The sequence below is a fragment of the Ktedonobacter sp. SOSP1-52 genome (assembly GCF_016587395.1).
Map to the genome: position 1 here is coordinate 172,442 of NZ_BNJH01000007.1, position 15,317 is coordinate 187,758.

General features: G+C 54.1%; 11 protein-coding genes and 6 pseudogenes. 9 read left to right on the forward strand and 8 right to left on the reverse strand.

Translation table 11 applies throughout. The features are described from left to right. Window positions 1-180 precede the first annotated feature (180 nt). Complete coding sequence (locus JMJ16_RS50230; RefSeq protein WP_201393935.1) at window positions 181-756, forward strand: recombinase family protein; 576 nt, start codon at window positions 181-183, stop codon at window positions 754-756. 148 nt (window positions 757-904) lie between these two features. Continuing rightward, window positions 905-1,192, forward strand: a pseudogene (locus JMJ16_RS50235) (ATP-binding protein); the annotation flags it as partial. A 268-nt stretch (window positions 1,193-1,460) separates the two neighbouring features. On the opposite strand, the gene JMJ16_RS50240 reads toward JMJ16_RS50235, so the two are convergent. Continuing rightward, a complete protein-coding gene (locus JMJ16_RS50240) occupies window positions 1,461-1,940 on the reverse strand; it encodes a hypothetical protein (RefSeq protein WP_201393938.1) in 480 nt (159 codons plus the stop codon). Between the two features lie 269 nt (window positions 1,941-2,209). Here JMJ16_RS50240 and JMJ16_RS50245 point away from each other — a divergent pair. Then, window positions 2,210-2,716: pseudogene (locus JMJ16_RS50245) on the forward strand (IS6 family transposase); the annotation flags it as partial. Between the two features lie 13 nt (window positions 2,717-2,729). On the opposite strand, the pseudogene JMJ16_RS50250 reads toward JMJ16_RS50245, so the two are convergent. The 5 genes and pseudogenes from JMJ16_RS50250 to JMJ16_RS50270 all read right to left on the reverse strand — a co-directional run. Next, a pseudogene (locus JMJ16_RS50250) lies at window positions 2,730-2,870 on the reverse strand (transposase); the annotation flags it as partial. Between the two features lie 86 nt (window positions 2,871-2,956). Beyond that, a complete protein-coding gene (locus tag JMJ16_RS50255; RefSeq protein WP_201393939.1) occupies window positions 2,957-4,813 on the reverse strand; it encodes a recombinase family protein in 1,857 nt (618 codons plus the stop codon). Further along, window positions 4,761-5,120 carry a recombinase family protein gene (locus tag JMJ16_RS50260; RefSeq protein ID WP_201378908.1) on the reverse strand — a complete coding sequence of 120 codons (360 nt, stop codon included), beginning with the start codon at window positions 5,118-5,120 and terminating at the stop codon, window positions 4,761-4,763. Before JMJ16_RS50260 ends, JMJ16_RS50255 begins: the two co-directional genes overlap by 53 nt. Further along, window positions 5,095-5,403, reverse strand: a complete 309-nt coding sequence (locus JMJ16_RS50265) for a hypothetical protein (protein ID WP_201393940.1) — start codon at window positions 5,401-5,403, stop codon at window positions 5,095-5,097. Before JMJ16_RS50265 ends, JMJ16_RS50260 begins: the two co-directional genes overlap by 26 nt. Before the next feature lie 28 nt (window positions 5,404-5,431). Beyond that, a pseudogene (locus JMJ16_RS50270) lies at window positions 5,432-6,096 on the reverse strand (IS5 family transposase); the annotation flags it as partial. Between the two features lie 34 nt (window positions 6,097-6,130). Between JMJ16_RS50270 and JMJ16_RS57715 the strand changes: the two are divergent. From JMJ16_RS57715 to JMJ16_RS50280, 3 genes and pseudogenes are all read left to right on the forward strand, one after another. Continuing rightward, a pseudogene (locus JMJ16_RS57715) lies at window positions 6,131-6,358 on the forward strand (IS6 family transposase); the annotation flags it as partial. Between the two features lie 245 nt (window positions 6,359-6,603). After that, complete coding sequence (locus JMJ16_RS50275; protein WP_201393941.1) at window positions 6,604-7,506, forward strand: WD40 repeat domain-containing protein; 903 nt, start codon at window positions 6,604-6,606, stop codon at window positions 7,504-7,506. Between the two features lie 111 nt (window positions 7,507-7,617). Further along, window positions 7,618-9,273: an IS1634 family transposase gene (locus JMJ16_RS50280; RefSeq protein ID WP_201393942.1), complete on the forward strand. Its 1,656-nt coding sequence runs from the start codon at window positions 7,618-7,620 to the stop codon at window positions 9,271-9,273. 84 nt (window positions 9,274-9,357) lie between these two features. Here JMJ16_RS50280 and JMJ16_RS50285 read toward each other — a convergent pair whose 3' ends face one another. Then, window positions 9,358-9,681: a DUF998 domain-containing protein gene (locus tag JMJ16_RS50285; protein ID WP_201393944.1), complete on the reverse strand. Its 324-nt coding sequence runs from the start codon at window positions 9,679-9,681 to the stop codon at window positions 9,358-9,360. A gap of 269 nt (window positions 9,682-9,950) precedes the next feature. On the opposite strand from JMJ16_RS50285, the gene JMJ16_RS50290 reads away from it, so the two are divergent. From JMJ16_RS50290 to JMJ16_RS50300, 3 genes are all read left to right on the forward strand, one after another. Continuing rightward, window positions 9,951-12,719, forward strand: a complete 2,769-nt coding sequence (locus tag JMJ16_RS50290) for a LuxR C-terminal-related transcriptional regulator (protein WP_201393946.1) — start codon at window positions 9,951-9,953, stop codon at window positions 12,717-12,719. A 262-nt stretch (window positions 12,720-12,981) separates the two neighbouring features. Next, window positions 12,982-13,200, forward strand: a complete 219-nt coding sequence (locus JMJ16_RS50295; protein WP_201393948.1) for a hypothetical protein — start codon at window positions 12,982-12,984, stop codon at window positions 13,198-13,200. Between the two features lie 117 nt (window positions 13,201-13,317). Continuing rightward, window positions 13,318-14,229: an alpha/beta hydrolase gene (locus tag JMJ16_RS50300; RefSeq protein WP_201393950.1), complete on the forward strand. Its 912-nt coding sequence runs from the start codon at window positions 13,318-13,320 to the stop codon at window positions 14,227-14,229. Between the two features lie 104 nt (window positions 14,230-14,333). Here the strand turns inward: JMJ16_RS50300 and JMJ16_RS50305 are convergent. Then, window positions 14,334-15,277 (reverse strand): annotated as a pseudogene (locus tag JMJ16_RS50305) (IS30 family transposase). Window positions 15,278-15,317 lie beyond the last annotated feature (40 nt).

Genomic DNA, 15,317 nt, shown 5'->3' on the forward strand with positions numbered 1-15,317 from the left:
ATCGAGGTCTGTGTCAGAAAACGTCCGTTTCTTGAGACAGTTTCATTTGTGCTTTCAAGCGGCTGCGTATCACTTTCACGTGCGTGGAATCTTCCTTGACAATTCTCATAACTCATCTCATAATCAAAGTCTCATCAGGTCGGACAGTTGACGGGAAACGTGAGACAAAAGGAAGAGATTATGAAAATTGGCTATGTGCGTGTCTCCAAACAAGAGCAACATGAGGCGCTCCAGATAGATGCGTTGAAAAAAGTGGGATGCGACAAATGGTTTCTGGATAAAATGACTGGCTCCAAAGCAGAGCGCAAAGGGCTTGATGAAGCGCTGGCATATCTGCGACCAGGAGATGCACTGGTCGTGTGGAAACTGGATCGGGCTGGGCGCTCTCTGACCCATCTGATCGAACTGCTCAAGGTCCTCCAGGAACGTGGTATCGAGTTCATCAGTTTGACGGAGCAGATCGACACCACTACTCCAGGTGGTAAGCTCATCTTCCATCTCATGGGAGCCCTGGCGGAATTTGAGCGCGACCTTATACGCGAGCGCACGAATGCAGGGTTAGCGGCGGCGAGAGCCAGAGGGCGCGTAGGCGGGCGACCCAGGAAGCTCAAAACGAACAGCAAAGTGGCACTGGCTCGGCGGATGTTTGCTGATCAAAGCCATTCCATCTCGGAAATTTGCGCAGCATTGGGAATCTCCCGCGCCACGCTGTATCGCTATGTGAAAGAAGAGACCCCTCCAGTGTCCGACTCGTGAGTTGAAAGAGGTGCAATCTGTTCCTTGGCCCTACCTCAGATAATTATACAGAAATTACCTCACTGAATTCTGGGATTTACACCTCCGCTTCTTTCCCGTCTTTCTCCCTTTCCCTCAAAAAACTCTTCCATTTCTTCGTCAAGTTGACAATACCTCCGAAGATGTGGTCATGGTCCGCGTCCGTGATTATGGTCTGGGAATCCCACGAGAGCAGCGCGGCAAGATTTTCGACCGCTTCTATCGGGTGGCTGATCCGAAGCGGAAGGCGATTCCGGGCCTGGGCATGGGGCTCTATATTGTGGCCGAGATCGTCAAACATCAGGGAGGAACCATCACGGTGGACAGCGCCGTTGGGAAAGGCTCGGCCTTTACGGTGACCCTTCCTCTCATGAGGGATACCCGAGCATTTGACGAGCACGCCACGTGCGTCAACTAAGACGATGATGGCGGCAGCTGTTTCGGCACAGCTGCCGCCATCACAGACCAGATCCTTGCAGACACACTCGGCGTTGAATGCCCTGCCTGAATCCGGTGGCTTTGCTGCGCATCACGGCTTCTCTCTTTTGCATCTCACCTGACTTGGGTCATACTAATGACGTGTCGATCAAGCACTTGCGCAGATTGGCCAAGACATCCGCGAAACCGTAAGATCCCGTTGACGATTCGACGATGAGGTATTGTCAACGTATTTGTCGGAACGCAAATTATTGCTGAGTTATAAAAGGGAGAGATACTGAAGAAGCGAAAATTCCACTGGCAAATGCAGCTACATCTGCTGCTACTGCCCAGGAGCCGATGTGGGCCAGTCGCATATTGATCATCTCCCACAGATCTTGCAAGGGATCCAAGCCTGCTTGTAGAAGCCGTTTGACCATGCCATTGCGTGTGAGCCAGACCGGAGCAAATGGACCGATCCGCTGCAGTCCCACCAAACGACGCCAGTCTGCAAACGAGTGCATCCCTTGGAGTGCGCAAAGCAACAAACTGCTCCACAAGTGGATCCAGCTCACCTGCTGCGGGCGCCCCCGTCCACGGATGAGAGTGGTATGCAATCGATCTACACAAGCCTCGGGGCCCAATCCACAGGCTTGCAGCAACACGTCGCTCGTTTGAGAGATAATGGCTGAGTACTTCCTCGCAGATGTTTGGTTGGCTTCTCCCAGAGCTGTATCATGAGGTGACATAGGAGAATGATCCTTTCTCGTGCAATTTGTAATGAAAAGATCATCCTCTTTTTTTCTCTTTCTGGCAACTCGATTCTCAATTTAGTTCATCTCAGTGCTGATCGGCGCATCATCCAGGGTCAGGGATGGTGCCGGGTGGCATAGCAGTCAGACGCTGGTGATTCCTGACGGCATCCATCTGGTGTTTCTGCCACCTTACCCACCAGAGTTGCAGCCCTGCAGGTATTGTCAACTTGCAAAGAAGCTACACTCTTTGACATACTGGTGAAATGAATAACACAAGGCCTTCTCTGTACAAAGGGTATCGTTTCCCATCTGAAATCATCGGACATTGCGTCTGGTTGTATTTGCGCTTTTCTCTCAGTTTTCGTGCTGTTGAGGAGATCTTGGCTGAACGCGGTGTCATTCTGACGGATGAAACCATCAGGCAGTGGTGCCTCACATTTGGCCAGACCTACGCCAATGAGCTCAAACCTCGACGTCGCCACACTGGAGACACGTGGCATCTTGATGAGATATTTCTGACCATCAATGGGAAGCGAAGCTATCTTTGGCGAGCGGTCGATCAAGATGGCACCGTGCTTGATATCCTGGTTCAAAGCAAGAGAAATAAAAAAGCTGCCAAGAAGTTCTTTCGCAAACTGCTCAAAGGTCTTCAATATGTGCCACGTGTGATCATCACAGACAAACTGGCCAGTGACGCTGCAGCCAAGAAGGAGATCATGGAAAGTCGCGAGCACCGGCAGCACAAAGGCCTCAACCATCCAGCTGAGAACCTGTTTGTAAAGGTCACCTTTTCGCCAAGCGCCGGATCATCAAGCGAGTCATAGCAATGTAGATCATGGCTTCGCTGCTTTCTGTCAACGTTTCATAATCCTTTCCCAAGCGACGACATTGGGTGATCCAGGCAAAGGTTCGTTCCACGACCCAGTCATACTACCCCCAAAAGCTGTTTTCTGTTTCTGAGAGCTTGCCATTGTGCAATCCTTTCTTCATTTGCTGGTATGATATCCTCGTCAAGGGTGTTCAGCAAGTGGTGCATCTGTCCAGCGGTGGCGGAAATCATCTCCAATCGCACGCTGATGGTACGCTCGAAGCCGTTCCTGTTCCGCTTCATCAGCCCACACGACCCAGCGATGCAAGGGCTCATCAAGTTGGCGTGCTCGGATCACTCCCTGACGAATCCAGTGCAAGAGCGTCCCCCGTGGAATGTGGAGGTGGCGAGCCAGTTCAGCGGGCCACCATTCGTCGGGCAGGAACCACTCATGGTGTCGAACCCGCGGGCGTGGCGCTTTCACGCCTAATTGGCGTTGCAGTTGCGAGATCATCTCTGTGCGAAAGCCGGTGGTGGAACGAGGAGGGCGAAAGCCTGCATCATTCAACGCCTGAGCAATTGCCACCGCCGCCCAGCCCGCCTCGGTGAACACCTGGACCTGGTGACAGATCTGCGGATACGTACTCAGCTCGCTTAGCTTGCCAATGGGTCGAATCACAACGCCTTCGGTGTGACTACCACCGATCCACTCGATCCGTACTTTCACCTGCTCGCTGGTGCCCTGCACATCGACAATGACTCGCTCGATGACCTGCCGCAGGATCTCTTTGCGATCGGCATCCATGGTCGTTGGAGCCGCCCAGATCGCGGGAATATCGGTCGCCAGGCGACGAATGGCCTCCCGTTCGGAATCCGAAAGCACACGAGGCTTCTGTTGGACAAATCGATGATATTCCTCCTCCAGCTGTTGCTGATCTGCCAGTTTCTCTTCCCATGCATGTTCCAGGGTTCGGGCGACGAGCCGGTGCTCAGGTTCGACCGCATGATACTGACGAGCTGCCCGCTCGGCTTCGTAGGCCGCCCGTTCTCGCCGTTGCTGCCAAAGCCGATCCAACTCAGCGCGCTCCTGCTCCACTCGTTCGGTGACTGTGAGCGATAACTCTAAGGCGGCTGGCTCCAAGGCGGCAAGAACCTGCTGGCTCACGAAGGTATCGAGGCATGGTCCCGCGAGATGTTGACATTTTGGTTCCCCGTAGTGCGTCCAGCGCTCGATACATTCATAGGTGTGAAGATGGTCCCCACCATTATCGTAATGGACATTCAAGCGACAGCCACAGCGGGCACACACGACCAAACCAGCTAAGAGAGCTGGCCCACCCCGTGCAACTCCCATGGCATCAGCACGGGCGCGGTTTGCCTGCAGTCGCGCTTGGTTGTGCTCGTATTGCTCAGGAGAAATGTAGGCCGGACAGCGGTTGGGCAGCAGAACTAGCCACTCGTCGGTGGTCATCACCACACGGCCTGTGCGTGGTCGCTCTGGCTGTTTGCGACGTGGATCTTCCTGTCGGCGTCCATAAACGTAGGAACCAGCATAGAGAGGATGTCTGAGCATCATCTGGATCGTGGCCCGATTGGGGCGGCGCCAGACGAGTTCCCCTTTGCCTGGTCCCTCTCGAACGCGAATACCCAACTGGATCTGGTGATGAGCCAGGTAGCGGACGAGTCCGCCGAGTGTGCCTAGCTCTTCAAATTTCCGGAAGAGGAACCGTACGACCTGTTGCACTTGTTCATCGGGATCGAACTGGATCTCTCCTGTAGGGCTCCAGACATAGCCAACTGGCAGCGCAAACTGCAGTTCTCCGCGCTGAGCTTTGCTCAAACGTCCCTGATGCATACGTTGCTTCAAAACATGGAGTTCAGCTTCTGACATCGTTCCTTTCAACCCAAGGAGCAGGCGATCATTGTACTGCGTCGGGTCATAAATTCCATCCAGGTCAGCAATCAAGGTATGAAAGAGCGCGCAGAGCTCTAAGAGTTGATGCCAGTCAGGGTACGGAGCGCGCCAGACGCGACATCTCGACCCCGAAGATAATTCCAACGTGGTCCAGGCTCACTTCCGAGACCAGCCGTTGGAACCCGGTTCGCCCTTGCGCACTGGCTCCCGACTTGCCCAAGTCATCATCGATCACCAGGACGCGGTCAACGCCCCACCCCAGTGTCTGAGCCCAACCAACCAACCCATATTGGAGTCGTGTGGACTCCTGATGGTCAAGGACTTGTTGAACGGTAGATTGACGCACATAGACAACCGCTAAACGCTCACGGTGCCAAGCATGGAGTTTCTCTGTGCGCAGGTCCTCGAGCGCGGTAAGGCCGGATTTATTCAGCACTGTCGTCGAGCTCATCGTCGTCCCCCTTGCTTGGTACGAGGCTTGGCTCCAGTTGGCGTTCGAGGAGGTGGCTCAACAGCCAGAGGAGTCGCTGACGACTGGTCTGAGGCAGATCCGCCCACAGGTTGATTACTTGCCTGGAATTGGGCGGGGGGAGCTGTGTTGGGTAAGAGACTGGACATGGAACACCACCTTCCTCATGCTGTGAGGCTTGGGCCACCCGTCTCTGCTCAACCCAGGTAAGCAACTGCAGCAGCCCACTGATACCAAGCATAGGACGTGGCGTGGGTTCTGTCAACCAAAGTGTTTCAGGGGCATTGTGATTGGGTGTTCTCGACGACCCAGCGCCTGGGCAGGACAACGAACCCTTTCTGATCGTCGCAGCGCAGCACGGGCTGGAGAAGAAAGTGAAAATGCAGGATCACCCATTCGAGCAACTGGCCGCGATAGCCACCATCGACCCAGATGCGGCGGAGCTTTTTGCACGCCCCACCCAGGCGATTGAGCAGCAGCTTGGCTCCCGCCGCATCAGAAACCGAGGCTGCGGTGACCACAACGGCCATCAGCAGGCCCAAGTATCGACCAGGATATGGCGCTTGCGACCCTTGACGTGTTTTCCTGCGTCATAGCCACGGATACCAGGTCCCTGGATCGTTTTCACACTTTGGCTATCGAGAGATCCTGCCGTTGGATGTTTGTGACGACCAAGGCGTCGGCGAACCTGCGTACGCAACGTCTCGTGAATGCGCTGCCACGTCCCATCGCGGCGAAACGCACGAAAGTACACATACACACTTTGCCAGGCGGGATACTCTTTGGGGAGCATACGCCATTGACATCCTGTCACGATCACGTAGAGGATCGCGTTGATCACGGCTCGCATTTGCAAGGTTCTGGGTCGTCCTCCCGGCTTCGCCGGTGGGATCAACTCTTTGATACAATACCATTGGGCATCCGTCAGATCTGTGGGATAGATTTGGTTTGTTTTCATCTATCAAGTGTATCTCACCTGACTGGTTGCCCCTTTACAAACAGGCTCTGAGAATTGCCATCAACCGACACGACAACGAGAACGCAGCATGCGCCGCTTCACATCCCCTGGTCATGCTCAACGCTTTCTCTCTGCCTTTGGACCCATCTCAGACCACTTTTGACCACGACGACATCAGCTTCATGCGTCAGCATCTCGTGCGCTCATGCGGGAGCAATTTCAGGCATGGAACGACATCACCAGCATGCAGCAAGCTGCGTAGCGAACGCAATGCCTCTTACCTTGCACTTCTTTTTCTCTTCATGGGCCCTTTTTCAGAAAAACGTTTTGCTCTCTCACATTTCGCAGTAAGTCTTGACGGAAATGGCAATTTTTACGAACCACTGATGCCCATTGAAAATGGGCATTTGTTTTGGCACTGTTACACTTTTGATGGGACCTTGTGGAAAAATGCTTTCCAAGGGCATAATAGAGCCCAGAACGATGCTTCAGGAGGATACAACTACCATGAGCAGAGGAGAACTGCTGTGCCTCTATCAAGGTCATACCAATGCCGTATGGGCGGTGACGTGGGCCTCAGAAGGAAGACTGATTGCTTCAGGAGGCGATGATCTGTCGGTTCAGGTTTGGGATGCATTTACCGGGAAGAGACACTGGATGTATGAAGATCAGTGGAGCAATATTCAAACGCTTGCATGGTCGCCCGATAATGCGTATCTTGCCTCTGGGCACGATGATGGGACCGTCAAGGTGCTTGATGCCCAGACCGGCCAGGCGCTCTTTGAATACCAAGGCCACAAAGGCGAAGTAGCCAGCGTTTGCTGGTCACCTGATGGGAAGTATATTGCTTCGGCAAGCTATGACTGGACCGTCCGCGTATGGGAGGCGCTTTCTGGCCGCACGCGTTGCGTCTATACCGATCATGCAGATGCCGTTTGGACAGCAGTGTGGTCCCCCGATGGCAAATATCTTGCCTCTGGAGGGTGCATCGACGATTTGGTGCATATCTGGGAAGCCTTGAGTGGGAAGGTCATTGCTACCTATGAAGGACACACAAATGCTATTCATACGGTTGCTTGGTCTCCTGATGGCCACGCGCTGGCTTCGGCAAGTGACGACAAAACGGTGCGGATCTGGGACGTGGCAACCGCAATGCCTCTGTGTTGTTATGAAGGTCATACCAGTACCGTATGGGCTGTGTCCTGGTCTCCTGATGGGGCCTACCTGGCATCGGGAAGCGATGATAGAACTGTTCAGATCTGGGAACCTCTGACTGGCAAGCATATCTATACTTACCATGGACATGACAAGCCTGATGGGTGGTGGGTAAGATCACTCGCCTGGTCTCCAGACAAGAGCTGCATAGTGTCAGGAGATAGAATTGGATCAGTCCATGTATGGCAGGTGTGACTCCTTCCACATTCGGCTCAGTTCTGCCATGGAGAGAACTGCTCTGATTGAAGATGAACACACTGCTTCCCAAGAGAAGGGGAAAAGGGCCCCAAAGGAGTAAAACAAAGGATGCAGCGTGAGGAACGTTATGTGAACGAGCGGCTCGATCACTTGGGGGTGGTGGCAGGGGTATGTGAGGAGATAGGATTGGCAACCTATCTGGATCGGCGGGCGGGTCAAACCAAACAGCATGTCAGCGTGGGAACAGCCACAGTCGCGATGATTTTGAATGGGTTAGGCTTCAGTAACCGTCGTTTGTACCTCGTTCCGCAGTTTTTTGCGAACAAGCCGGTGGAGCATCTGCTAGGGCCAGGAGTAGAAGCTACCGATCTGAATGACGATTGCCTCGGTCGTACCCTCGATTGGCTGTATGCACACGATCCGACGCAATTGTTCGCTGGCATTGCCAAACAGGCACGCCAGGTCTTTGGCGTGAGCGCTCGTCATGTTCATGTGGATACGACGTCGTTTGCCGTGAGTGGAGCATACGAGAGGGACGAAAAAGAGAAGGGGGAGGGAGAGGCAAGTATGATTGCTATCACGTACGGCTACTCGCGAGATCATCGAGAAGATTTGAAGCAATGGATGCTCGCACTGGCGACGACCCAGGAGGGAGATGTGCCTCTGTTTCTGCGCCCCCTCGATGGCAACAGTAGCGACAAAGCGACACTGGCCTCGGCGGTGGAAGCGCTGCACGAACAGTTGCACGCTCCCGAGAGCGACCCAAGCTTCTTTGTGGCTGACAGCGGGATCTACAGTGAAGCGAATATGCGCAGCTTCAACGAAGCCAAGATCCTCTGGGTCAGTCGAGTTCCCGAAACCAGCAAAGAAGCCAAAGCCATGCTGGAAAGAGCGCTGGATCAGGCGGAGTGGCAGGTCTCAGCAGATGGACAGACCCACTGGTTCACTCGTACCGTATTGCTCCCTCAAGGAGAAGAGCGCTGGATCGTTGTGCGCACTGAGCAGGGAGAGACACGAGCGCAGGCAACATTCCAACGCCAAGGAGAGAAGATCAAGCACAACTGGCAGCAAAAGCTCTGGCATCTCTCCAACCAGCGTTTTGCCTGCCAAGCCGATGCAGAAGCAGCGCTCCAACGAGAATTGAAAGGGCTCCCGCCCTGGTTGGACGTCCAACATGAACTGGTGAGTTCCGAACATCACAGTGGCAAAGGCCGTCCGCGCAAAGGCGTTGCTCCTCTGCTGCAGTGGCACACCAAGGCAACCGTGACCGTGAACCAGCAGCACGCTGAGCAAGCAATCCGGCGCAAGGCATGCTTCATTGTCGCAACCAATGCCTTAGACTCGGCTGTTTTTTCCGAACAGGAGATCATGACGCTCTACAAAGCACAAGGGAGTGTGGAACGCGGCTTTCGCTTCTTGAAAGATCCCTTGTTTTTGGCTTCCTCCGTGTTCGTCAAAAAGCCGGAGCGCATTGTCGCACTCGGGTTGCTCATGGTTCTCTGCTTGCTCGTCTACCGGCTGGCCGAGTATCGGCTGCGCACGCGCTTAGCGGAAACAGAACAAACGCTCCCTGATCAGCTCAACAGACCGACAACTCGTCCTACCATGCGTTGGATTTTTCAATGTTTTGAAGGTATTGAGCTTCTACATATCCATTCTACCTTCGGCACGCAGCCGCTCGTCTTACGCTTGAAGCCCTTGCACCGCCTTGTCCTGACTTTGCTCGGCCCTCCCTATGAAAAAATCTACAAAATCTCTTCTTGAGGCTGCGAAACGTGGGGCTCTGATCAATAAGTTGACAATACCTAAAGCTCAAACCGCTAATAGCGCGAAAAATAGGATACCACGTTACCCCAAGCCTCCTCTGAGGACACTTCGCGTGGCTGAGACAGTACAGAGGCCAATCAAACCGAAGATGATAAAATTAGCTTGCTGTACCCATCCTCCAAGACCCAGGCTGAGCGCACTAACGGGTTCACGCAATGCATCATAGCCAGGGCGCGTTATTCCCTCGATCAGATAGGTAATCGTAAACAGGAGCGAACCAAATAGGCTCAAGAGCAACAGGAACATTGTAGTAGGGGACAAAGGAGCACCATTCAGAGGCGACTGGCTAAGCCAGGACGAAGCGGGTTGATCTCCAGACATTAAGCAATCAGGCGTTGTAGCCATGAGTTTCCCTCCATTCAAGCGCATACAAAGGGAACCAAAGTTATATTCGTGCTTCCAGTATAACCATCTGTTCATTTAAATACCAAATATAATTATATAGTCATAAACCTAAAAAACGTCTTAATCACTTAACTACATACTTTATAAGCTCGCTTTTGGATAGAGAGAATTGCCGCGACGCTTCTTCCTATCTTGCTTCACAGACACTTTACATGTTATGCTCATCAGTATTAATTAATGAAAAGCTTGAGAACGGGGAAAACTTTTTGATGCTTGAGCCTGACTTGCTGGTGACAAAGTTTACGGTTCCACCTGTTCGTTCAGGGTTACTTCAACGTTCGCGCTTACTTACGCTCCTCGAGCAGAGCTGCCAGGTCCCTTTGACCCTTCTCTCAGCCTCCGCTGGCTTCGGGAAGACGACGCTGCTCTCAGCCTGGGCGAGCCAGAACCAGTATAAGGGGCAGGTAGCATGGCTCGCGCTTGAGGAACAGGATAACGATCCAATGCGCTTCTGGGCCTATGTGATTGCCGCCCTCAGGAAGGCGGGCGCCCCTGTAGGCACGCCTGCGGAAGCGCTTCTGCATTCCTCTCAATCCGCCCTCCTGACGGGGGCTATCACTTCACTTATCAACGAACTGGCCGCTCTGGAGCAGGATATCGCCCTGATTCTGGATGACTATCATGTGATTCGCGAGCAGGCGCTTCACGCCTCGCTCCAGTTTGTACTTGAGCATCGTCCGCCTAATCTGCATCTGCTACTGGCTAGTCGCGTCGATCCCGCGCTTCCGCTGACTCGTCTGCGGGCGCGTGGGCAAATGCTAGAGATCCGCGAGACAGATCTACGTTTGCACGCTGAAGAGACCAGACAGTTTCTACGTCAGGTGATGGGCCTGACGCTCACAGAGGGAGAGATTGCTCTTCTGGAGACGCGCACCGAGGGATGGATTACCGGACTCCAGCTGGCGGCCCTCTCTCTGCGTAGACATACTGACGCGTCGGCCTTTATCCAGGCCTTTACTGGTAGCCATCGCTTTATTCTGGATTATGTACAGGGAGAGATCCTTGAGCTTTTGCCGGAGGATCAGCAGCGCTTCCTGCTGTACAGCTCGGTGCCGACCAGGATCAACGCCGAGATCTGCCAGGCTCTAACTGGAAAAGCAGCCAGTCAGCAAGCGCTAGAAGGGCTGGAGCGAGAGAACCTCTTTCTGCTGCCCCTTGATGAGGAGCGATGTTGGTATCGCTTTCACACGCTCTTTCGTGAGGTGTTACTGGCACGTCTACAGGCCAGCCAGCCTGAGCAATTTTTGCGTCTGCACCGGGAGGCGGCTCTCTGGTACCAGCGTCAGGGCTGGGCACATGAGGCTATCCCCCATGCCCTGGCCACACGTAACTATGTATTTGTGGCGGAGTTGTTGGAAGACTGTGTCGAGCGGCTATCACTCCAGGGAGAGCTGAAAACACTACTAGCCTGGATCAAACAGCTTCCCACCGAGGTTTTGCGCGAGCATCCGCGCCTTGCCACGTCATATCTGGTAATCTTTAATCTGCTCTTCCCTTTCTCTCAGCAAGAGCAAGAGGAGAAGGCCTATCTTCAGCAACTTCAAGAGGGCGTGGAATGGCTCTTACAGAGCGCTAATCACGCCTCGCTCCCTGCCAGCGAGCAGGACCGCTTGCGCAAGCGGTTACTGATTCTGGACACATGGAAACTGGCAAAGAAGGCGCTCTCCGCTGGCAATATGGAGCAGTTGAGCAAGGTTGCCGAAGAGATGCAGCATCCGGAACTCGATGATGACGCCCTCTGGCAGCAGCATGGGTTGGCACCATTCGCTATGTCCTGGCGCATGGCGGGAAATTTTCCGCCCATGGTAACTGCCATTCAAAAGATTCGGCAGCGAGCCCGGATGGCACAGGATCGCTCTCAGGAAGTCCCTATCCTCTGGGGGCTGATCGCCGCGCAGATCGCGCTGGGGCAATTGCGAGAGGCACAAGATTGCTGTCAGGACTTGCAACAACTCATCAATAGTCTAAAGATACCTCTCCCCCTGGCAGCCTATCCTACTTTATTTCAGGCCCAGCTAGCCTATGCGTGGAATCGACTTGATGTCGCGCATAGAGCGGCGCGGCAGGCCATTGACAGGACGCTCTCTTTACAGTACATGGATATTCTCATGGGGGCCTATGAGGTGCTGGTACGTGTCTGCATTGTTCAGGGCGATCTGACAGGCGCGGAGCAAGCGTTGAGCGAGATGGAGCAGGCCAATCAAGCCACTGGCATCCCGCTTTTCCGTCCCTGGATCGAGGGTCTGAAAGCTCACCTCTGGCTAGTCCAGGGCAATCTGGCTCAGGCGGTAGGCTGGGCCGAGCACACTCCCTATCGCCAGGAAGCTCTTACCTATAGCGTCTACAGCCGCGAAAGCACCTACCTGACACTGGCACGCATCTCCCTGGCGCAGCAAAACTATCCACAGGTACTACAACTGCTCGCCGCACTTTTGAGCAGCGCCGAGAAAGTTTCGCGGGTAGGGAGTATCATCTCTATTCTGGCGTTGCAAGTGGCTGCGCTTCAGGGGTCTGGTGCCAAACGAGAGGCGAAGCGCGTACTCTCGCGCCTGCTCACCCTGGCAGAAACAGAGGGATATACCCGCGTCTTTCTTGACGCTGGGGAGCCAATGTACCAGGCGCTCCAGGCCTGGCTCGCTACAGAGCAGGAGCTTGCGTCTCCAGTCCTGGCGACCTACGCCCATGACATCTTAACCGCCTTTGCCAGGACGCCTGGCGAGACCGTAGTACAGCCAGGTACTCCCCTGTCCTTTACAGCACCAGCTTGCCCCGCTTCTCCTCTGCTTGAGTCCCTCACGCCGCGTGAGCAAGAGGTGCTCTATTTACTTGCCGAAGGAGCAAGCAATCAGGTAATTGCCGAACGCCTGGTGGTTTCTCTCACCACCGTCAAGAAGCATGTCAGCAGCCTCTTCCTCAAGCTGGCCGCAGATAATAGAACTCACGTCGTGGCACGGGCGCGGGAGTTATCGCTGCTTTAGATGCGCTACTGACGTACGCACCTACACTGGTAGGCATCTCCTCGTTTCCTGAACGGACATGCGCCCCTTACCTTTATCGGGCAACAATCGCGAGGCGGGTACGTCAGTAGCGCATCTCCCACATCACCGGGTGTCCTTTTGTCCCCTTCCGAGAGCATGCGCAGATGGTACTCAATAGTGTCCTTTTGGCTCCTCTCGTCCACGTTGCAATACGGTATGCTTCTTTCATAGTAAACACGTTATGTGAATGGAGCGTAAGCAGATGAGATACGTCATTCGGGTCAAAGGACACCTGGACCCCTTCTGGCAGGAGTGGTTTGAGCCTCTCTCGATCACGCACGAGAGTAATGGCATAACCCGGCTAGCAGGCCCCATCCCTGACCAGGCAGCACTCTACGGCATCCTGCTCAGAATGTGTGATCTGGGTCTGACGCTGCTCTCACTCGAAGCTAACACTCCTTCATGGTCACCAGAAGAGTGAGTAGGGATCTGGTAACAGATCGCAAGCGGCTTCTCTTTTATGGACGACACAACATTTTTCTAGAAGATTTTCACCATCATATTCAAAGATTGAGCGACAAAAGAAAGGGCATCATCAGTGAATACAACTACTAACATCAGCACCAGCAGTACACAGGCAGCCTCCACCATCAGCTCTGTCATCTCAAAAGACGGCACTACCATTGGTTATCGCCAGATCGGTCATGGTCCTGGTCTGATCATGCTGCACGGTGCCAACGTATCAGGTTTAGACTTTACCCAACTCGCCGAGGCGCTTGCTGATAGCTTCACCATCTACCTGCCCGACCGCCGTGGTCGTGGTCTGAGTGGTCCATTCAGCGAGGATTACAGCATTCAGGAAGAGATTGAAGACCTGACGGCGCTAGTCAACAAAACAGGGGCGCACCTGCTATATGGCGTCAGCGCAGGAGGCCTTATCAGTCTCCAGGCAGCACTCAGCCTGGCCAGCATTGAGAAAATAGCCCTCTATGAGCCAGCCATATTGACAGATGGTACAACCCACACAGCCTGGTTGACACGCTTTGACCAGGAAATAGCCAAGGGTAAAGTAGCCGCCGCGCTCGTCACCTGCATGAAAGGGCTGGAACTGGGGGGACCAGTCATGAACGCCATGCCCAACTGGCTGCTTGAGTCACTGACAAACGCGACGATAAAAAGCGAGGACAAGAAAGCGAAGCCCGAAGATATTACCATGAGGAAGCTCGCGCCGACGCTTCACTACGATGGGCTACTGCTCGCTGAGATGAGCGGGAAACTGGAGAGCTTCCGGGCGGTGAACGCAGAGGTGCTCCTGCTAGGTGGAAGCAAGGGTCTGCCTTTCTTGAAGCCTTCCCTCGACGCCCTGGAAAAGACCTTGCCACACGTCGCCAAACGCGTAGAGTTCCCTGGCCTTGAGCATGGTGGCTCAAATAATCCCACCCAGACCAATCGTGGCAGCAAGCCAGAGCTGGTCGCGCAAGAACTGCGCCAGTTCTTCGCCAAAGCGTAGGTTAGCGCTACTGACGTACGCGTCTCCGCTGGGTGCGAATATCTGCCCGGAAGCGAGGCACGTACGTCAGTAGCACCGATTGACTTTTATACTATGATGGTTTGTCAATTGAAGTGCGACACCTGACCGCATTCGGCTTGAAACGCTTCGTGAGCAGATTTCCAGTTGAGACATTTTCGTGGTCGTTGATTGATGAGATCGATTGCCCATGAAAGATGCTCTTGTGAAATCGTGGTAAAATTGGTCCCTTTCGGAAAAAAACTCGCGCAGCAGCCCATTGGCATTCTCATTGCTTCCGCGTTGCCAGGAGGAATAGGGATCAGCGAAGTACACCGTGATCCCATGGTCCTCCTCCAGCTGACGATAGCATGCAAACTCTTTGCCTCGGTCGGTGGTGGCGCTTTTCATCGCCTTCTTCGGCAACGAGAAACACAGAGTTCCAAAGGCCGCTTGCATGGAGAGCGCACACCGGTCGGCCATCGAGACGGCTACAGAATAGCGGGTTTTGCGTTCAATGAACGTCGCCACACATCCTTTGGAGGTGCCACGGCCCGAAACCACCGTATCAGTTCCCAGTGGCCTGCTTCAAGCCGCTTGCGAACCTCTTTGGGACGCTGACGAATCGAGGTGCCAACGTTGAAACGACCTCGCTTCTCTTGGGGCGCTGCCGCTTGCCTTTGTGGCGCAGAACCTGCAAACGCCCATCGAGAAGCTGGCCTTGGTAGAGCTAGCGGTAGATGGTCTTGAAACAGATGCATCCCAGGGTCGCTGCCATTTGCTCTGCAGACCAAGTACGCAGCAGGCCTTGCTCGATCTGAGTCAGGAGCTCACAGCACTGCTTGCCTTTGGGACGAGAGTACGCTCGACGCTCTTGGTAGGCTTGCTGGGCGCGATCGGCTTGATACGTTTCGCCGTTTCGTTGTCGTTCTCGTGCAATGGTCGAGTGGTGTCGACCAAGCAATGCGGCAATGTTTCGAGTTGAGAGACCTTGTTGAAAGAGGGCGTCTTTTTTGCCTCGTTCAAATGTGTTAAGATGGGCATACCTCATGGATTGATCCTTTGTCGCAATGGTTTATGGTGAACTCATT